Source organism: Salmonella sp. SJTUF15581 (assembly GCF_043356775.1).
Taxonomy (GTDB): Bacteria; Pseudomonadota; Gammaproteobacteria; order Enterobacterales; family Enterobacteriaceae; genus Salmonella; species Salmonella enterica.
Map to the genome: position 1 here is coordinate 15,763 of NZ_JBEUJY010000023.1, position 17,838 is coordinate 33,600.

At 55.8% G+C, this 17,838-nt stretch carries 18 protein-coding genes, 1 rRNA gene and 1 riboswitch; of the genes, 9 read left to right on the forward strand and 10 right to left on the reverse strand.

Translation table 11 applies throughout. From position 1 onward, the window contains the following. Positions 1-80: 80 nt before the first annotated feature. From thiH to ABVN36_RS23615, 7 genes are all read right to left on the reverse strand, one after another. Positions 81-1,214 carry a 2-iminoacetate synthase ThiH gene (thiH, locus tag ABVN36_RS23585; RefSeq protein ID WP_023138023.1) on the reverse strand — a complete coding sequence of 378 codons (1,134 nt, stop codon included), beginning with the start codon at positions 1,212-1,214 and terminating at the stop codon, positions 81-83. Further along, positions 1,211-1,981: a thiazole synthase gene (gene thiG, locus ABVN36_RS23590; RefSeq protein WP_023138022.1), complete on the reverse strand. Its 771-nt coding sequence runs from the start codon at positions 1,979-1,981 to the stop codon at positions 1,211-1,213. Before thiG ends, thiH begins: the two co-directional genes overlap by 4 nt. Before the next feature lies 1 nt (position 1,982). After that, complete coding sequence (thiS, locus tag ABVN36_RS23595) at positions 1,983-2,183, reverse strand: sulfur carrier protein ThiS (protein ID WP_023138021.1); 201 nt, start codon at positions 2,181-2,183, stop codon at positions 1,983-1,985. Next, complete coding sequence (locus ABVN36_RS23600) at positions 2,164-2,922, reverse strand: HesA/MoeB/ThiF family protein (protein WP_023138020.1); 759 nt, start codon at positions 2,920-2,922, stop codon at positions 2,164-2,166. Before ABVN36_RS23600 ends, thiS begins: the two co-directional genes overlap by 20 nt. Beyond that, a complete protein-coding gene (thiE, locus tag ABVN36_RS23605; RefSeq protein ID WP_023138019.1) occupies positions 2,915-3,550 on the reverse strand; it encodes a thiamine phosphate synthase in 636 nt (211 codons plus the stop codon). The genes ABVN36_RS23600 and thiE overlap by 8 nt, the downstream gene beginning before the upstream one ends. Beyond that, complete coding sequence (gene thiC, locus ABVN36_RS23610; protein WP_023138018.1) at positions 3,550-5,433, reverse strand: phosphomethylpyrimidine synthase ThiC; 1,884 nt, start codon at positions 5,431-5,433, stop codon at positions 3,550-3,552. The genes thiE and thiC overlap by 1 nt, the downstream gene beginning before the upstream one ends. Before the next feature lie 86 nt (positions 5,434-5,519). Then, positions 5,520-5,745, reverse strand: a riboswitch (TPP riboswitch). A 51-nt stretch (positions 5,746-5,796) separates the two neighbouring features. After that, positions 5,797-6,285 carry an Rsd/AlgQ family anti-sigma factor gene (locus ABVN36_RS23615; RefSeq protein WP_000934314.1) on the reverse strand — a complete coding sequence of 163 codons (489 nt, stop codon included), beginning with the start codon at positions 6,283-6,285 and terminating at the stop codon, positions 5,797-5,799. Between the two features lie 92 nt (positions 6,286-6,377). Between ABVN36_RS23615 and nudC the strand changes: the two genes are divergently transcribed. The 6 genes from nudC to ABVN36_RS23645 all read left to right on the forward strand — a co-directional run bounded on the left by nudC (position 6,378) and on the right by ABVN36_RS23645 (position 10,732). Further along, positions 6,378-7,151 (forward strand): NAD(+) diphosphatase, encoded by a 774-nt coding sequence (gene nudC / locus ABVN36_RS23620; protein WP_001650853.1) that lies wholly within the window; start codon positions 6,378-6,380, stop codon positions 7,149-7,151. Between the two features lie 40 nt (positions 7,152-7,191). Further along, positions 7,192-8,256, forward strand: a complete 1,065-nt coding sequence (gene hemE, locus ABVN36_RS23625; RefSeq protein WP_023138017.1) for a uroporphyrinogen decarboxylase — start codon at positions 7,192-7,194, stop codon at positions 8,254-8,256. Between the two features lie 9 nt (positions 8,257-8,265). Then, positions 8,266-8,937, forward strand: coding sequence for a deoxyribonuclease V (gene nfi, locus ABVN36_RS23630; protein WP_000362359.1), 672 nt, complete (start codon positions 8,266-8,268; stop codon positions 8,935-8,937). A gap of 41 nt (positions 8,938-8,978) precedes the next feature. Continuing rightward, positions 8,979-9,569 carry a YjaG family protein gene (locus ABVN36_RS23635; RefSeq protein ID WP_000940092.1) on the forward strand — a complete coding sequence of 197 codons (591 nt, stop codon included), beginning with the start codon at positions 8,979-8,981 and terminating at the stop codon, positions 9,567-9,569. Positions 9,570-9,755: 186 nt separating this feature from the next. Then, positions 9,756-10,028 carry a nucleoid-associated protein HU-alpha gene (gene hupA, locus ABVN36_RS23640; protein ID WP_001044509.1) on the forward strand — a complete coding sequence of 91 codons (273 nt, stop codon included), beginning with the start codon at positions 9,756-9,758 and terminating at the stop codon, positions 10,026-10,028. 11 nt (positions 10,029-10,039) lie between these two features. After that, the gene (locus tag ABVN36_RS23645) at positions 10,040-10,732 is read left to right on the forward strand and encodes a DUF1481 domain-containing protein (protein ID WP_001083940.1); all 693 of its coding nucleotides are present in this window, start codon (positions 10,040-10,042) and stop codon (positions 10,730-10,732) included. Between the two features lie 41 nt (positions 10,733-10,773). On the opposite strand, the gene zraP is transcribed toward ABVN36_RS23645, so the two are convergent. Further along, positions 10,774-11,229 carry a zinc resistance sensor/chaperone ZraP gene (gene zraP, locus ABVN36_RS23650; protein WP_000828129.1) on the reverse strand — a complete coding sequence of 152 codons (456 nt, stop codon included), beginning with the start codon at positions 11,227-11,229 and terminating at the stop codon, positions 10,774-10,776. A 253-nt stretch (positions 11,230-11,482) separates the two neighbouring features. Here zraP and zraS point away from each other — a divergent pair, with 253 nt between their 5' ends. Then, positions 11,483-12,880 carry a two-component system sensor histidine kinase ZraS gene (gene zraS, locus ABVN36_RS23655; protein ID WP_023138016.1) on the forward strand — a complete coding sequence of 466 codons (1,398 nt, stop codon included), beginning with the start codon at positions 11,483-11,485 and terminating at the stop codon, positions 12,878-12,880. Between the two features lie 5 nt (positions 12,881-12,885). After that, on the forward strand, positions 12,886-14,211 hold the full coding sequence (zraR, locus tag ABVN36_RS23660; protein ID WP_023138015.1) for a sigma-54-dependent response regulator transcription factor ZraR: 1,326 nt from the start codon (positions 12,886-12,888) through the stop codon (positions 14,209-14,211). Here the strand turns inward: zraR and purD are convergent. Then, a complete protein-coding gene (purD, locus tag ABVN36_RS23665) occupies positions 14,208-15,500 on the reverse strand; it encodes a phosphoribosylamine--glycine ligase (protein ID WP_023138014.1) in 1,293 nt (430 codons plus the stop codon). The genes zraR and purD overlap by 4 nt on opposite strands. Before the next feature lie 15 nt (positions 15,501-15,515). Further along, positions 15,516-17,105, reverse strand: coding sequence for a bifunctional phosphoribosylaminoimidazolecarboxamide formyltransferase/IMP cyclohydrolase (purH, locus tag ABVN36_RS23670; RefSeq protein WP_023138013.1), 1,590 nt, complete (start codon positions 17,103-17,105; stop codon positions 15,516-15,518). A gap of 623 nt (positions 17,106-17,728) precedes the next feature. On the opposite strand from purH, the gene ABVN36_RS23675 reads away from it, so the two are divergent. Next, a 16S ribosomal RNA gene (locus ABVN36_RS23675) occupies positions 17,729-17,838 on the forward strand; the annotation flags it as partial.

The window sequence follows — 17,838 nt, forward strand, 5'->3', positions numbered from 1 at the left end:
AAAACGGGAGGTCGATAACAATCTCCCGTTTTTCGCATTACGTACTCGTTCGTGAAATACTAATGCGTTTACATACGGGTTCACCGCGTTTGCGAAGCGCGCCCCAGCCAACTGTCCCAGTCTTTCCACACGGGCTGTAACCCTTGCGCGCTTAACGCGCTTGCTACGGTTTCAGGCCGACGGGCATCGTGGGGAGAAAACTGCTCCAGTTCCGGATGATCGTCAGCGTAGCCGCCGGGCTGGGTTTTTGAGAAGGCGCTGACGTTGTTGATTGCCAGAGGAATCACATGGTCTCGGAACCAGGGCGATTCGCGGGTGGAGAGTGATAATTCAATTTCCGGCGCCAATAACCGGAAAGCACAAATCGTTTGCACCAGTTGCTTTTCATCCATCACAGATGCGGGTTCCACACCGCCAGTACACGGACGCAGACGCGGGAAGGAAACAGAATAGCGACTCTGCCAGTACTGTTTCTGCATCCACAACAGATGCTCCGCCACCATATAGCAATCCACCCGCCAGTTGTCCGACAGACCAATTAGCGCGCCAAGACCGATTTTGTCGATACCTGCCCGGCCTAACCGATCCGGCGTTTCCAGCCGCCAGAAAAAGTCCTGTTTCTTTCCCTTCAGGTGATGCTGTGCATAGATTGCCTCATGGTAAGTTTCCTGATAAACCATCACGCCATCGATCCCCAGCGTTTTGAGCTCCGCGTAGTTTTCTTGCGACAAGGGCTGGACTTCCATCTGTAATGATGAAAATTGACGGCGGATAGCCGGTAAATGACGGCGAAAATAGTCCATTCCTACTTTGGCCTGATGTTCGCCAGTCACCAGCAACAGATGCTCAAAGCCCAGTTTACGGATAGCATCGCACTCCCTTTGAATATCCACCTCATCCAGCGTCTTACGCTTGATGCGGTTGCTCATTGAGAAGCCGCAGTAGGTGCAGTCGTTGGCACAGAGGTTTGAGAGATAAAGCGGCACGTAGAAACTGACGGTGTTGCCGAAGCGCTGGCGAGTCAGCCTTTGCGCCCGCTGCGCCATCGGTTCAAGGTAATCGGCGGCGGCGGGGGAGAGCAACGCCATCAAATCGTCCCGGCTAAGATGCGCGGCGTTTAGCGCGCGCTCCACGTCGGCGGCGGTTTTACCGTTGATGCGCAGGCGAATATCATCCCACTCCAGTTGCCGCCAACGGTCGCTGAAGGTTTTCATGCCAGGGCCTCCAGAAATCCGGTGAGCGGGCTGGTGGCGCTGGCGTAGGTGCTACGATTACCCGGCACTGCCTGACGCGCCAGTAATCCGGCTTCTACCGCCAGGCGGAAAGCGGTTGCCATCATCACCGGATCGTCCGCCACGGCAATCGCGGTGTTAACCAGCACCGCATCAGCGCCCATTTCCAGAGCTTGAGCGGCATGGCTGGGCACGCCAATGCCCGCATCAACCACCACCGGCACGGTCGTCTGCTGGATAATAATTTCCAGCATCGCTTTGGTTTCCAGCCCCTGATTCGAACCGATAGGCGCGCCGAGCGGCATCACCGCCGCGCAGCCGACCTCTTCCAGCCGCTTGCACAACACCGGATCCGCGCCGCAGTAGGGCAGCACCACAAAACCCTGCTTCACCAGCGCCTCGGCGGCTTTTAGCGTTTCGATCGGGTCCGGCAATAGCCAGCGGGCATCCGGATGGATTTCTAATTTCAACCAGTTTGTGCCCAGCGCTTCCCGCGCCAGTTGGGCGGCGAAGATTGCCTCTTCGGCGGTTTTCGCCCCGGAGGTATTGGGCAGTAGCGTGACGCCCGCTTCAATGAGCGGCGCCAGGATAGCGTCGTTGTGCTGACGTAAATCCACGCGCTTCATCGCCAGCGTCACCAACTGGCTGCCGGAAGCGCGAATTGCCTCGACCATCAGTTGCGATGAGGCAAACTTCCCTGTGCCGGTGAACAGATGTGAATTAAACGCTTTGTCGGCAATACGTAACATCTCAACCTCCTGCTATAACGTGAAAAAGCAGGATCTGGTCGCCTTCCTGCACGATTTGCTGCTGCCACTGCTCGCGCGGCAGGATCTGCTGATTGAGCGCCAACGCTGCGCCCGGTTTGAGCTGGTTGAGCTGGATAAGCAGCCCGCTGACGGTTTGCCCTGCGGCGCACTGCATCGGCTCATCATTGAATTGAATTTGCATGCTGCCCTCCGCATACCGGACAGCCGCTGGCGCGACGCAGCGCGAGGCTGCGCCACTGGCTGGTTTTACCGTCAAACAGGCGTAGCTCGCCGCTGGGCGTCTCAATACCGCTGAGTAATTTAATCGCTTCCAGCGCCTGTAAGGTGCCCATCACGCCAACAACCGGTCCGACGATACCGGCGGTACGGCAGTTGCGTTCAGGCTCGACATCGTCCGGCCACAGGCAGCGGTAACAGCCTTGTTCCCACGGTGGCGTGAGCACCATCAGTTGGCCGCCAAAGCCGACGGCGCTGGCGGAAATTAACGGAGTGTTGAGCGCCACGCAGGCGGCGTTAATCTCCTGGCGCGTCGCCATGTTATCGGTACAGTCGAGCACTACGTCGGCGCGTGCTACCGCGTTTTTAAGCACATCGCCAGTCAGACGCTGTTGCAATACGATCAGCTCGCTACCGGGGTTGAGCTGCGCCAGCCGTAGTTTTGCCGCCTGCGCCTTCGGGTGGGCGATATCGTCGGTGGTGAACAGAATTTGCCGCTGGAGATTGCTCAAGTGAACATCGTCATCATCCGCCAGCGTCAGTGTGCCGATGCCTGCTCCCGCCAGATACAGCGCGGCAGGCGAACCCAATCCGCCTAAGCCAACAATCAATACATGGCTATCGAGCAGCTGTTGCTGGCCTTCAATCGCGATATCGCCGAGCAGGATCTGGCGGCTATAACGCATAAAATCATGGTCATTCATCGCCGACTCCTGCGATTGCAAGTAACTGTTGCGTAGCGGCGCGCCAGTCGGCGGCCTGGGTGATGGCGCTGACCACGGCAATACTGCCGACGCCGGTCGCCAGTACCGCCGGAGCGCGTTCAAGGCTGATGCCGCCGATCGCGACGGTCGGGTAATCCGCCAGTCGTTCAATATGACTGGCCAACTGCGCCAGCCCTTGTGGGGCGGAGGGCATCTGCTTGGTTTGCGTGGGGAAGACATGACCCAGCGCGATATAAGAAGGCTTAGCGGTCAGCGCGACATCTATCTCCATATCATCGTGGGTCGATACGCCCAGGCGTAACCCCGCCGCCTGAATCGCCTTCAGGTCAGTGGTTTCGAGATCTTCCTGACCCAGATGCACGCCGTAAGCGCGATGCTTAATTGCCAGCCGCCAGTAATCGTTGATAAACAGCCGGGCGTCATAACGACGCCCCAGCGCGATGGCGGCGATAACGTCGGCTTCCACCTCTTCATCGCGTTTATCTTTGATACGCAACTGGATCGTGCGCACGCCCGCCTCCAGTAGACGCTCAATCCATGCAACGCTGTCCACCACCGGGTAAAGCCCGAGACGGAACGGCACGGTTGGGAAATCAGGCTGATACATCAGGCTTCCTCCCGCTTGAGATAAATTTCGCCGCCTTTGGCGCGGAAGTTCTCTGACATATCCGCCATGCCGACTTCAATGGCGTAGTCACGTACTTCCTGGCTGATTTTCATCGAGCAGAACTTCGGCCCGCACATGGAGCAGAAGTGGGCAATCTTGCCGGACTCCTGTGGCAGGGTTTCATCGTGATAAGCGCGGGCGGTGAACGGGTCGAGCGCGAGGTTAAACTGGTCTTCCCAGCGGAATTCGAAGCGCGCTTTCGACATGGCGTTATCGCGAATCTGCGCGCCCGGATGCCCTTTGGCTAAATCCGCGGCGTGGGCGGCAATCTTGTAGGTAATCAGCCCTTGCTTCACATCTTCTTTGTTCGGCAGGCCGAGGTGCTCTTTCGGTGTGACGTAGCATAGCATCGCGCAGCCAAACCAGCCGATCATCGCGGCACCAATGCCGGAGGTAAAGTGGTCATAGCCCGGCGCGATATCGGTCGTCAACGGCCCTAAGGTGTAGAACGGCGCTTCATGGCAGTGCTCCAGCTCTTCGGTCATGTTGCGCTGAATCATATGCATCGGTACGTGGCCCGGACCTTCAATCATCACCTGCACGTCGTATTCCCAGGCGATTTTGGTCAATTCGCCCAGCGTATGCAGCTCGGAGAACTGCGCTTCGTCGTTGGCGTCCTGAATGGAGCCGGGACGCAGGCCGTCGCCCAGCGACAGGGAAACGTCGTAGGCGGCGCAGATTTCACAAATCTCGCGGAAATGTTCGAACAGGAAGTTCTCTTTGTGATGAGAAAGGCACCATTTCGCCATGATTGAACCGCCGCGTGAGACAATGCCGGTCAGGCGCTTGGCGGTCATCGGCACGTAGCGCAGCAGCACGCCCGCGTGGATGGTGAAGTAGTCGACGCCCTGTTCGGCCTGCTCCAGCAGCGTGTCGCGGAACGCTTCCCAGGTAAGATCTTCGGCGATCCCGTTGACCTTTTCCAGCGCCTGGTAGATCGGGACGGTGCCGATCGGTACCGGGCTGTTACGCAGGATCCACTCACGGGTTTCGTGAATATAGCGGCCGGTGGAAAGGTCCATTACCGTGTCCGCGCCCCAGCGGGTCGACCACACCAGTTTTTCCACCTCTTCTTCGATGGAGGAGGTCACCGCCGAGTTGCCGATGTTGGCATTCACTTTGACCAGGAAGTTGCGGCCGATAATCATCGGCTCGGATTCCGGGTGGTTGATGTTGGCGGGAATAATCGCGCGGCCCGCGGCGACTTCATCACGCACGAATTCCGGGGTAATGTTTTCCGGCAGGCGCGCGCCAAAGCTCATCCCCGGATGCTGGTGGCGCAGTACTTCACTGCGAATGCGCTCGCGGCCCATATTTTCACGGATGGCGATGAACTCCATTTCGGGAGTGACGATCCCCTGGCGGGCGTAGTGTAACTGGGTGACGCGCTTGCCCGCTTTGGCGCGTTTCGGCGTCAGCAGGCCGGTAAAACGCAGATCGTCCAGGCCATCGTCGGCCAGACGTTCTCTGGTATAAGCCGAGCTACGGTCGTCTAATTCTTCGCTATCGTTACGTGCGTCAATCCATGGCTGGCGCAGTTTCGCCAGACCCTGCTGGACGTTAATCGCCACCTCAGGATCGCCATAGGGGCCGGAGGTGTCGTACACCGGCACGGCTTCGTTCTCTTCAAACTGCGGGTTGTCTTTACTGCCGCCGATGAGCGTCGGGCTCAGTTGAATTTCACGCATCGGTACGCGAATATCATGCTGCGAACCGGTCACGTAGATGCGTTTCGAGTTGGGAAAGGCAGTCCCTTCCAGCGTATCGATAAAATGCTGGGCTTTAGCGCGCTGCTCGCGGCGGGTTAACGTTGTTGTAGACATAGCTCATTCCAAAAAATTAAGGACGTGGCTTGTCAGACGACGGATGGAGTAATGGATGTGCGCCGCCCGTAAAGGCAGCAGCATAAAGCAGAATTACTCTTGTTCCCTTCGCAGGTATTAACCTGATCAGGTTCCGCGGATCCCGAATTAACGGTCTCAGCCTTTTCCACTTCATCCTTCGCGCTGCCTCTTCGTTGGCTTCGTCCGCTCACTCCATTCACTTACTTATGTAAGTGAATGGAGATTCATCGACTTGCCGCCTTGACGCATCACGAACGCTTTTGTGGAAAATTAGCACTCCGACAAGATAACCGCCCCTCCGAAGAGGGGGCTGAAGTAAACTACCTGTTACTCGCGCAGAACTCAAGCGGGACGTTTGACTCTGGCGTCGTCGTGCATCGCATCAAACACCAGCATAATCAGCTTGTCTTCCAGCACAAAGCGGGCTTCCAGCGCTTCGCCGATATCTGACAGAGCTTGTTGAAATTCGAGACAATTATCGTGATCGATGGCAGTTTCCAGGCTGGTGTCGTAATAATCCATAATGCGCTGCGTATTATCTTCCAGCAGCGGCCAAATTTTTGCCGCATGTAAAAGCTGACCGTTTCCTTCCAATTTATGGAGAATACGTTCATAAATACTGAAGTGCCCGGCGGAAAGGTAATCGACCAGGCTCTGACAAAAATCATCCAGCGCTTTTTCATTCAGCCGCATGTACGATTCTTTGCCAGGCTTAATGCCAACCAGATTGTAGTAAGCCACGAGCAGGTGCTTACGTACATCCAGCCAGCGATCGACCAGTTTGTTGCTTCCGCCAACGCGCTCCGTCAGGTTTTCCAGCTGGTTTAGCATGATTGTCTCCGCAAGTTAGATAAAGGCTGCTCGCCATGAATGTAAAAATAATGTTAACAACATGCCAGTGAAGCAAAGGTAGTGCAATAGCTATGGATCGTATAATTGAAAAATTAGAGAGTGGCTGGTGGATCGTCAGCCATGAACAAAAATTATGGTTGCCGTATGGGGAATTACCACACGGGCTGGCAGCAAATTTCGATCTTGTGGGGCAGCGCGCACTCCGGATAGGTGAATGGCAAGGCGAGCCCGTCTGGCTGGTGTTACAGCATCGACGCCATGATATGGGATCGGTTCGCCAGGTTATCGATCAGGATGCAGGGCTGTTCCAACTGGCGGGACGTGGCGTACAGTTGGCGGAGTTTTACCGATCGCATAAATTTTGCGGCTATTGCGGGCACCCTATGCACCCGAGTAAAACCGAATGGGCGATGCTGTGCAGCCATTGCCGCGAACGCTACTATCCGCAAATCGCCCCCTGCATTATTGTTGCCATTCGCCGTGAGGATTCGATCCTCCTTGCCCGGCACGTTCGCCACCGCAACGGCGTGCATACCGTGCTGGCCGGGTTTGTTGAAGTCGGCGAAACCCTGGAGCAGGCGGTCGCGCGTGAAGTGATGGAGGAGAGCGGCATTAAGGTGAAAAATCTGCGCTACATTACTTCGCAGCCGTGGCCTTTTCCGCAGTCGTTGATGACCGCTTTTATGGCGGAGTATGACAGCGGCGAGATTGTCATCGACCCGAAAGAACTGTTGGAAGCAAATTGGTACCGTTATGACGATCTGCCGCTACTACCGCCGCCGGGCACCGTCGCGCGCCGTTTGATCGAAGATACGGTGGCAATGTGTCGGGCTGAATATGATTGACATGTTACACTGGGCGCATCAACGCTAAAGGAATGTAAAAATGACCGAACTCAAAAACGATCGTTATCTACGTGCGCTGCTGCGCCAGCCCGTTGATGTTACGCCAGTGTGGATGATGCGCCAGGCGGGCCGTTATCTACCGGAGTACAAAGCCACTCGCGCTCAGGCGGGCGATTTTATGTCGCTGTGCAAAAATGCCGAACTGGCCTGCGAGGTCACTTTACAGCCGCTGCGCCGTTATCCGCTTGATGCGGCGATCCTTTTCTCGGATATCCTGACGATTCCGGACGCGATGGGCCTGGGGCTCTATTTTGAAGCCGGGGAAGGCCCGCGCTTTACGGCCCCTGTCACCTGCAAAGCCGATGTCGATAAGTTGCCCATTCCCGATCCGGAGGATGAACTGGGCTACGTGATGAATGCGGTGCGTACGATTCGCCGCGAACTAAAAGGCGAGGTTCCGCTGATCGGCTTCTCCGGCAGCCCGTGGACGCTGGCAACTTACATGGTGGAAGGCGGCAGTAGCAAAGCCTTCACGGTGATTAAAAAGATGATGTACGCTGACCCGCAGGCGTTGCATCTGCTGCTGGATAAGTTGGCGAAAAGCGTCACGCTGTACCTCAACGCGCAGATTAAAGCGGGTGCGCAGTCGGTGATGATTTTCGATACCTGGGGCGGCGTGCTGACTGGCCGCGATTACCAGCAATTCTCCCTCTACTACATGCATAAAATCGTCGATGGCCTGCTGCGTGAAAACGACGGTCGCCGCGTGCCGGTAACGCTGTTCACTAAAGGTGGCGGTCAGTGGCTGGAGACGATGGCGGAAACCGGCTGCGACGCGCTGGGTCTCGACTGGACGACAGATATCGCCGATGCGCGCCGTCGCGTTGGCCATAAAGTGGCGCTGCAGGGCAATATGGACCCCTCGATGCTGTATGCGCCGCCGGCACGGATCGAAGACGAAGTAGCGACTATACTTGCTGGTTTCGGTCAGGGAGAAGGGCACGTCTTTAACCTTGGACATGGCATCCATCAGGATGTGCCGCCAGAACATGCTGGCGCATTTGTGGAGGCAGTGCACCGACTTTCTGCGCAGTATCACAGCTAAGGAGTTAGTATGGATCTCGCGTCGCTACGCGCTCAACAGATAGAACTTGCTTCATCGGTTTGCCGCGAAGATCGGTTGGACAAAGATCCGCCAGCGTTTATCGGCGGGGCGGACGTCGGTTTTGAGCAGGGGGGCGAGGTGACGCGGGCGGCGATGGTGTTGCTGAAATATCCGTCGCTTGAACTGGTCGAGTACAAGGTGGCGCGTATTGCCACCACCATGCCGTATATCCCCGGCTTCCTCTCTTTTCGTGAATATCCTGCGCTGCTGGCGGCGTGGGAACAGCTCTCGCAAAAGCCCGATTTGCTGTTTGTGGACGGTCACGGTATTTCGCATCCGCGTCGGCTTGGCGTCGCCAGTCATTTTGGACTGTTGGTGGACGTGCCGACCATCGGCGTAGCGAAAAAACGGCTATGCGGTAAATTTGAGCCACTTTCCGCCGAACCTGGTGCACTTAGCCCCTTAATGGATAAAGGCGAGCAACTGGCGTGGGTATGGCGCAGCAAGGCGCGCTGTAATCCGCTGTTTATCGCGACGGGGCACCGGGTCAGTACTGACAGCGCGCTGGCGTGGGTACAGCGCTGTATGAAAGGGTATCGCCTGCCAGAGCCGACGCGCTGGGCGGATGCCGTCGCTTCCGGGCGTCCGGCGTTTGTTCGTTGGCAAGAAATTCAGCGCTGATTCAGGTAAACTGCCGCTAATTTCCGATTCGAGATTCCATCATGTTACAAAACCCGATTCATTTGCGTCTGGAGCGGCTGGAAAGCTGGCAGCACGTTACCTTTATGGCCTGCTTGTGCGAGCGCATGTACCCGAACTACGCCATGTTTTGCAAGCAGACGGAATTCGGCGACGGACAGATCTACCGTCGCATTCTGGATCTGATCTGGGAAACCCTGACGGTGAAAGATGCAAAGGTCAATTTCGATAGCCAACTGGAGAAGTTTGAAGAGGCAATTCCGGCAGCTGACGACTATGATCTGTACGGCGTTTACCCGGCGATTGATGCCTGCGTCGCATTAAGCGAATTAATGCATTCTCGTCTTAGCGGCGAAACGCTGGAACACGCTATTGAGGTTAGTAAGACTTCCATTACTACGGTGGCGATGTTGGAAATGACTCAGGCTGGTCGGGAAATGACCGATGAGGAGCTCAAAACGAACCCTGCCGTTGAACAGGAATGGGATATTCAGTGGGAAATATTCCGACTTTTAGCCGACTGCGAAGAACGCGATATTGAACTGATAAAAGGGCTCAGGGCAGACCTGCGCGAGGCTGGTGAGAGCAATATCGGTATAAATTTTCAGCAATGACACCAGAAAACGTGATTTAACGTCTGATTTGTCGTGCCATAAGGCTTCCCTTATGCCCCCCGTCTGGTCTACATTTGGGAGGCGAAAAAAAGTGGCTATCGGTGCGTGTATGCAGGAGAGTGCTTTTCTGGCATTTCCGTCGCACTCGATGCTTAGCAAGCGATAAACACATTGTAAGGATAACTTATGAACAAGACTCAACTGATTGATGTAATTGCAGACAAAGCAGAACTGTCCAAAACCCAGGCTAAAGCTGCTCTGGAATCCACTCTGGCTGCTATTACTGAGTCTCTGAAAGAAGGCGATGCTGTACAACTGGTTGGTTTCGGTACCTTCAAAGTGAACCACCGTGCTGAGCGCACTGGCCGTAACCCACAGACCGGTAAAGAAATCAAAATCGCCGCCGCTAACGTACCGGCGTTTGTTTCTGGTAAAGCTCTGAAAGACGCAGTTAAGTAAGACGCGTAACTGTGAACAGTTTTATCGAAGGGGCTTATCAGCCCCTTTTGTCCGTCTGGCGTCGCGCGTTTCTGTTTTCTGGCGCGCTGTTGCTGACTGCCTGCAGTCATAACGCTTCACCGCCTCCGTTTACTGCCAGCGGCTTTGCCGGCGATCACGGCGCGGTGCGTATCTGGCGTAAAGATACGAACGATGAAGTCCATCTGCTTTCTGTTTTTAGCCCGTGGCATAGCGGCAGCACGACGACCAGCGAATATCGTTGGCAGGGTGATACGCTTTCGCTTATTGAACTCAATATTTACAGCAAACCGCCAGAACATATTCGCGCGCGTTTCGACGCTCATGGCGAACTCAGTTTTATGCAGCGTGAAGTCGGGGGGCAGAAGCAGCAGCTTTCCAACGATCAGATTGCCTTGTATCGCTATCGCGCCGAACAAATCCGTCAGACCAGTGACGCCTTGCGCCTGGGGCGGGTCATACTACGCCAGGGACGCTGGCACGCCGACCATACGGTAACCACCTGTGAAGGTGAAACGCTGAAACCGGATCTGGATTCCTGGGCAATAAGCCACATTGAGCGCCGCCAGAACCACTCATCGGTAGAGGTGAGCGTAGCATGGCTGGAGGCGCCGGAAGGATCGCAACTTTTGCTGGTGGCGAATTCAGATTTCTGTCACTGGCAGCCGCAAGCGAAAACCTTTTGATGGAATACCGAATGGCGAAGCCGCCATTCGGCAAACATGCTTTACCAGTTTCCCATACCCATATGACCGCCGCCGCGATGATAACCGCCGCCATAGCCGCCGCAACCGCCATAGCCCATTCCTGCGCCGCGTGGTATGCCAGCCTGCGCCATCGCGACATCCCGTTTCACGCGTTGCTCATCTAACTTCTGGCCTAATGACTCCATCTCTTTGGCAACCGCGTTAATTTTCGCAGTATCCGGCGAACTGGCGGTCAGTAGCGCGTTGTATTCATAACGTTTGGATATCAGTTGCTGGCGCAGCGCGCTGGTCTGCGTATAGTAATCATCATAAATCTTCTGCGCCGTCGCCTGCTGTTCCGTAGTTAACGGGCTACCTCCCTGTTGCCACATACCGTCATTGTTGCCCCAGTGATGCCCGGCGAAGGCGGCGCCGGAGCTCAGGGCCAAAAGAGAGAGGGCGATTAGCGCGATAGCTGATTTATTGTTCCGTTTCATTTTGCGTTCTCCTGTTGCTCATCTTATCCTCTCTCTTGCATCTTCCGTGCCAGGTAACTATTCCTTGTCGGGCAGCGAGTTAACCCGCTTCAGGCGGCAAAAAGCGAGTAAAAATGACTCGCATGACCCGCCTGGCGAGTCATTTTTACCCAATAGTATCCGAAAGGGTGTGCGACACCGCGCGGTTATGCGGAGCGAAGAATGGCATGATCTCTGCTTAAGTAAGGAAAATAAAAACGAGCCGGGGAAGCCTGTGAGTTTTATACGATTACATAAAGATGCCGCTGCAACGTGGTTGAGTCGACTGTTACCTGTGGCGATCTTCATTCTGGTGGGGCTATTTTCCATTATGGTCATTCGCGACTATGGCCGTGAGAGCGCTGCCGCCAGGCAGACGCTGCTGGAAAAGGGAAATGTACTCATTCGCGCTCTGGAGTCCGGCACGCGAGTAGGTATGGGAATGCGGATGCATCACGCGCAGCAGCAGACATTGCTGGAAGAGATGGCGGGTCAGCCAGGCGTGTTGTGGTTCGCCGTAACGGATGCGCAGGGGGTAATCATCACTCATAGCAACCCTGGCATGGTGGGCAAATCGCTCTATTCCGCATCTGAAATGCATCAACTAAACCCCGGGCCGCAGGAGCGTTGGCGGCGTGTCGACGTTGCTGCTAACGGCGAGACGATACCTGCGCTGGAAATTTACCGTCAGTTCCAGCCGCTTTTCGGTATGAGAGGTCACGGTATGAGGGGGCACGGCATGGCGCGTAGCGCCAATGACGACGAACCAGCGAAACAAACTATTTTTATTGCCTTTGACGCCAGCGAGCTGGCCGCGACACAGGCAAGGGAGTGGCGTAATACGCTGATTGTTTTGTCTGCGTTAGCGGCGGTGCTGTTGGCAACGTTACTGGCGTTTTTTTGGCATCAGCGTTATCAGCGCTCGCACAGAGAACTGCTTGATGCAATGAAGCGTAAAGAAAAGCTGGTGGCGATGGGGCATCTGGCGGCGGGCGTCGCGCACGAAATTCGTAACCCGCTCTCGTCCATCAAAGGGCTGGCGAAATACTTTGCCGAGCGCACGCCTGCCGGCGGCGAGTCGCATGAACTGGCGCAGGTGATGGCCAAAGAGGCCGACCGTTTGAACCGGGTGGTAAGCGAATTGCTCGAACTGGTAAAGCCCGCGCATCTGACGCTCCAGGCGGTTAACCTCAATGATATTATTACTCACTCCCTGAATCTGGTCAGTCAGGATGCCCAAAGCAGAGAGATTCAGTTGAGATTCACGGCGAATGAGACGCTTAAGCGTATTCAGGCTGACCCGGACAGGCTGACTCAGGTGCTGTTGAATTTGTACCTGAACGCTATTCATGCGATTGGCCGCCAGGGAACGATTACCGTAGAGGCAAAAGAAAGTGGGACCGACCGCGTTATCATCACTGTTACCGATAGCGGGAAAGGGATCGCCCCGGATCAGCTGGAGGCGATTTTTACGCCTTATTTTACGACCAAAGCTGACGGGACAGGCCTGGGGCTGGCGGTGGTGCAAAATATCATCGAACAGCATGGCGGCGCGATTAAGGTGAAAAGTATTGAGGGTAAAGGCGCGGTCTTTACTATCTGGTTGCCAGTGATAGCGAGACAACAGGATTAACAAGGGTGATACGCGGAAAAATCGATATTCTGGTTGTGGATGATGATGTAAGCCACTGCACGATTTTACAGGCGCTGCTTCGGGGCTGGGGCTATAACGTCGCTCTGGCCTACAGTGGGCATGATGCGTTGGCTCAGGTGCGTGAGAAAGTCTTTGATCTGGTACTGTGCGATGTGCGTATGGCGGAGATGGACGGTATCGCCACGCTGAAAGAGATTAAAGCGCTCAATCCCGCCATTCCGATTTTGATTATGACGGCATTCTCCAGCGTGGAAACGGCGGTAGAGGCGTTGAAAGCCGGCGCGCTCGACTATTTAATTAAACCGCTGGATTTTGACCGTCTGCAGGAGACGCTGGAAAAGGCGTTGGCGCATACGCGGGAAACGGGCGCTGAATTGCCATCGGCGTCGGCTGCGCAGTTTGGCATGATTGGCAGCAGTCCGGCGATGCAACATTTACTGAATGAAATCGCGATGGTCGCACCATCAGACGCCACGGTATTGATTCACGGAGACTCCGGCACGGGTAAAGAGCTGGTGGCGCGGGCGCTACACGCCTGTAGCGCCAGGAGCGATAGACCGCTGGTCACGCTCAACTGCGCCGCGCTTAATGAATCGCTGCTGGAGTCCGAGCTGTTCGGCCACGAAAAAGGCGCGTTTACCGGCGCGGATAAACGTCGGGAGGGACGCTTTGTCGAAGCTGACGGCGGGACATTGTTTCTTGATGAAATCGGCGATATCTCGCCGTTAATGCAGGTACGTTTGCTGCGGGCGATTCAGGAGCGCGAAGTGCAACGCGTGGGAAGTAACCAGACGATATCTGTTGATGTTCGGTTAATTGCCGCTACCCACCGCGACCTGGCGGAAGAGGTGAGTGCTGGTCGTTTTCGCCAGGATCTCTATTACCGCCTGAATGTGGTGGCGATTGAAATGCCTTCTTTGCGCCAGCGTCGGGAAGATATTCCGCTACTGGCAGACCATTTTCTGCGGCGTTTTGCCGAACGTAACCGAAAAGCGGTGAAGGGGTTTACGCCGCAGGCGATGGATCTGCTGATCCACTACGACTGGCCGGGCAATATCCGTGAGCTGGAAAACGCTATCGAACGAGCGGTGGTGTTGCTGACGGGAGAATACATTTCTGAACGCGAATTGCCTCTCGCTATTGCCGCGACGCCGATAAAAGCGGAAAACAGCGCCGAAATCCAACCGTTGGTCGATGTGGAGAAAGAGGTGATTCTGGCGGCGCTCGAAAAAACGGGCGGCAATAAAACGGAAGCCGCCCGTCAGTTGGGCATTACGCGCAAAACGCTGCTGGCAAAGCTCAGCCGTTAGCGGTTTTGCTCACGTTCGATAGCTCGCCAGCCGATGTCGTTACGGCTAAAGCTGCCGTCCCAACTGATATCGCTCATCAGGGCGTAAGCGCGCTTTTGCGCCTCGGCAACGGTGTTGCCCAGCGCGGTGGCGCACAGTACGCGGCCGCCGCTGGTCAACACGCGGTTGTCATCAGCGAGTTTAGTTCCGGCGTGGAAAACCTTACCGTCAGCCGCGCCTTCCAGCGGCAGGCCGTGGATCTCATCGCCAGTATTGTAATTGCCCGGATAACCGCCCGCGGCAATCACCACGCCCAGCGAGGCGCGTTCGTCCCACTCGGAGGTTTTCTCGTCCAGTTTGCCGTCGCAGGCGGCCAGGCACAGCTCTACCAGATCCGACTTCATGCGCAGCATGATCGGCTGGGTTTCCGGATCGCCGAAGCGGCAGTTGAACTCGATAACCTTCGGGTTACCCTGTTTGTCGATCATCAGACCGGCATACAGGAAGCCGGTATAGGTGTTTCCTTCCGCCGCCATGCCTTTCACGGTTGGCCAGATGATGCGTTCCATGGTGCGCTGGTGAACTTCATCGGTCACCACCGGTGCCGGTGAATAAGCCCCCATGCCGCCGGTATTCGGGCCGGTATCGCCATTGCCCACGCGTTTGTGATCCTGGCTGGTGGCCATCGGCAGGACGTGCTCGCCGTCGACCATCACGATAAAACTCGCTTCCTCGCCGTCGAGGAACTCTTCGATAACGATGCGGTGACCCGCGTCGCCAAAGGCGTTACCGGCCAGCATATCGTGAACGGCGGCTTCCGCTTCTTCGAGCGTCATCGCCACGATAACGCCTTTACCGGCGGCCAGACCGTCGGCTTTAATCACAATCGGCGCGCCTTTCTCGCGCAGGTAAGCCAGCGCAGGCTCAATCTCGGTGAAGTTCTGGTACTCCGCCGTCGGGATGTGATGACGCGCAAGGAAATCTTTGGTGAAGGCTTTGGAGCCTTCCAGCTGCGCAGCGCCTTCAGTTGGCCCGAAGATCTTCAGGCCAGCGGCGCGGAATGCATCGACCACGCCAATCACCAGCGGCGCTTCCGGGCCGACAATGGTCAGGTCAATCTTCTCGTTCTGGGCAAAGCTCAGCAACGCCGGAATATCGGTGACGCCGATAGCCACGTTCTGCAACGCGGGCTCCAGTGCGGTACCGGCGTTACCCGGTGCGACAAAAACGGTATCAACTAGCGGAGACTGTGCCGCTTTCCAGCCCAGCGCGTGTTCGCGGCCGCCGTTACCAATGACTAAAACTTTCATCGTCTGCTCCCTGAATTAATGGCGGAAGTGGCGCATGTCGGTGAAGATCATCGCGATGCCGTGTTCGTCGGCAGCGGCAATCACCTCTTCGTCGCGGATAGAACCGCCAGGCTGGATAACGCAGCTCACGCCAACGGCGGCGGCGGCATCAATGCCATCGCGGAACGGGAAGAAGGCGTCGGACGCCATGGCGGAACCTTTCACTTCCAGGCCTTCATCACCGGCTTTAATGCCGGCGATTTTGGCGGAGTAAACGCGGCTCATCTGGCCTGCGCCTATACCGATGGTCATGTTCTCTTTGGCGTAGACAATAGCGTTGGATTTAACGAATTTTGCGACTTTCCAGCAGAACAGCGCATCGCGCAGCTCCTGCTCGGTCGGCTGGCGTTTAGAGACCACGCGCAGTTCACCTTCGGTGACCATACCCAGGTCGCGGTCCTGAACCAGCAGGCCACCGTTAACGCGTTTAAAGTCCAGGCCCGGAACGCGCTGTGCCCACTGGCCGCAGGTCAGCACGCGCACGTTCTGTTTAGCGGCAGTAATCTTCAGCGCTTCTTCGGTCGCAGATGGTGCGATGATCACTTCGACAAACTGGCGGGAGATGATGGCCTGCGCGGTTTCAGCATCCAGCTCGCGGTTAAAGGCGATGATGCCGCCGAACGCGGAGGTCGGGTCGGTTTTATAGGCGCGATCGTAAGCGTCGAGAATAGAGGTACTTACCGCCACGCCGCACGGGTTAGCGTGCTTGACGATTACGCAGGCTGGCTCGTTGAACGTTTTCACACACTCCAGCGCCGCGTCGGTATCGGCGATGTTGTTGTAGGAAAGCGCTTTGCCCTGAACCTGTTGTGCGGTGGCAACGGACGCTTCTTTCACATTCTCTTCTATATAGAAGGCAGCCTGCTGGTGGCTGTTCTCGCCGTAGCGCATATCCTGCTTCTTAATGAAGTTCAGATTCAGCGTACGCGGGAAGCGACCGGCGGCTTCTTTGCTTTCACCGTGGTAGGCCGGAACCATGCTGCCGAAGTAGTTAGCGATCATGCTGTCGTAGGCGGCGGTGTGTTCGAAGGCTTTAATCGCGAGATCGAAACGGGTGTCGAGGGTCAGAGAACCTTCGTTAGCATCCATCTCTTTAATAATGGCGTCGTAGTCGCTGCTCTTCACCACGATAGCGACGTCTTTATGGTTCTTCGCGGCGGAGCGCACCATCGTTGGGCCACCGATATCGATGTTCTCTACCGCATCTTCCAGCGAGCAACCTTCGCGTGCTACGGTCTCGGCGAACGGATACAGGTTAACGACAACCATATCGATAGGGGCGATGTGGTGCTGTTCCATAATGGCATCGTCCTGGCCGCGGCGACCGAGGATGCCGCCGTGGACTTTTGGATGCAGGGTCTTTACGCGTCCATCCATCATTTCCGGGAAACCGGTGTAATCGGAAACTTCGGTCACCGGCAGGCCTTTTTCTGCTAACAGGCGGGCTGTGCCCCCCGTAGACAGCAGCTCCACACCGCGTGCGGAAAGTGCCTGGGCGAATTCGATGATACCGGCCTTGTCAGAAACACTGAGCAGAGCGCGGCGGACTGGACGACGTTGTTGCATGGTAAATCCCCTGGATTTGACGATTACAGAGAGCGTTAGGTGAATTCTTGCGTAAAAACTCAGCTAACGCCCCTTACGGGGCATCCTTGTTTTGCGGCGACATTGTAACGAAAACGTTTGCGCAACGCTCGCGAATTTTTCTTTTTAAATTCTGGCCCGGCTTTTATACCTGAAAGATCGTTTGCAGAGTGAGAAGATCGAGGAAATGAACGCGCATTATGTGGATAAGTCTGTGCGTAAATGGGTATAACCAGGGGTTTTGCTGGGGAATGCAGCAAACAGTCATTTTTCTGCAATTTTTCTATTGCGGTCAGCAGAGAACTCCCTATAATGCGCCTCCATCGACACGGCGGATGTGAATCACTTCACACAAACAGCCGGTCGGTTGAAGAGAAAAATCCTGAAATTCAGGGTTGACTCTGAAAGAGGAAAGCGTAATATACGCCACCTCGCAACGGTGAGCGAAAGCCGCGTTGCACTGCTCTTTAACAATTTATCAGACAATCTGTGTGGGCACTCGAAGATACGGATTCTTGACGTCGCAAGACGAAAAATGAATACCAAGTCTCAAGAGTGAACACGTAATTCATTACGAAGTTTAATTCATTGAGCATCAAACTTTTAAATTGAAGAGTTTGATCATGGCTCAGATTGAACGCTGGCGGCAGGCCTAACACATGCAAGTCGAACGGTAACAGGAAGCAGCTTGCTGCTTTGCTGACGAGTGGCGGAC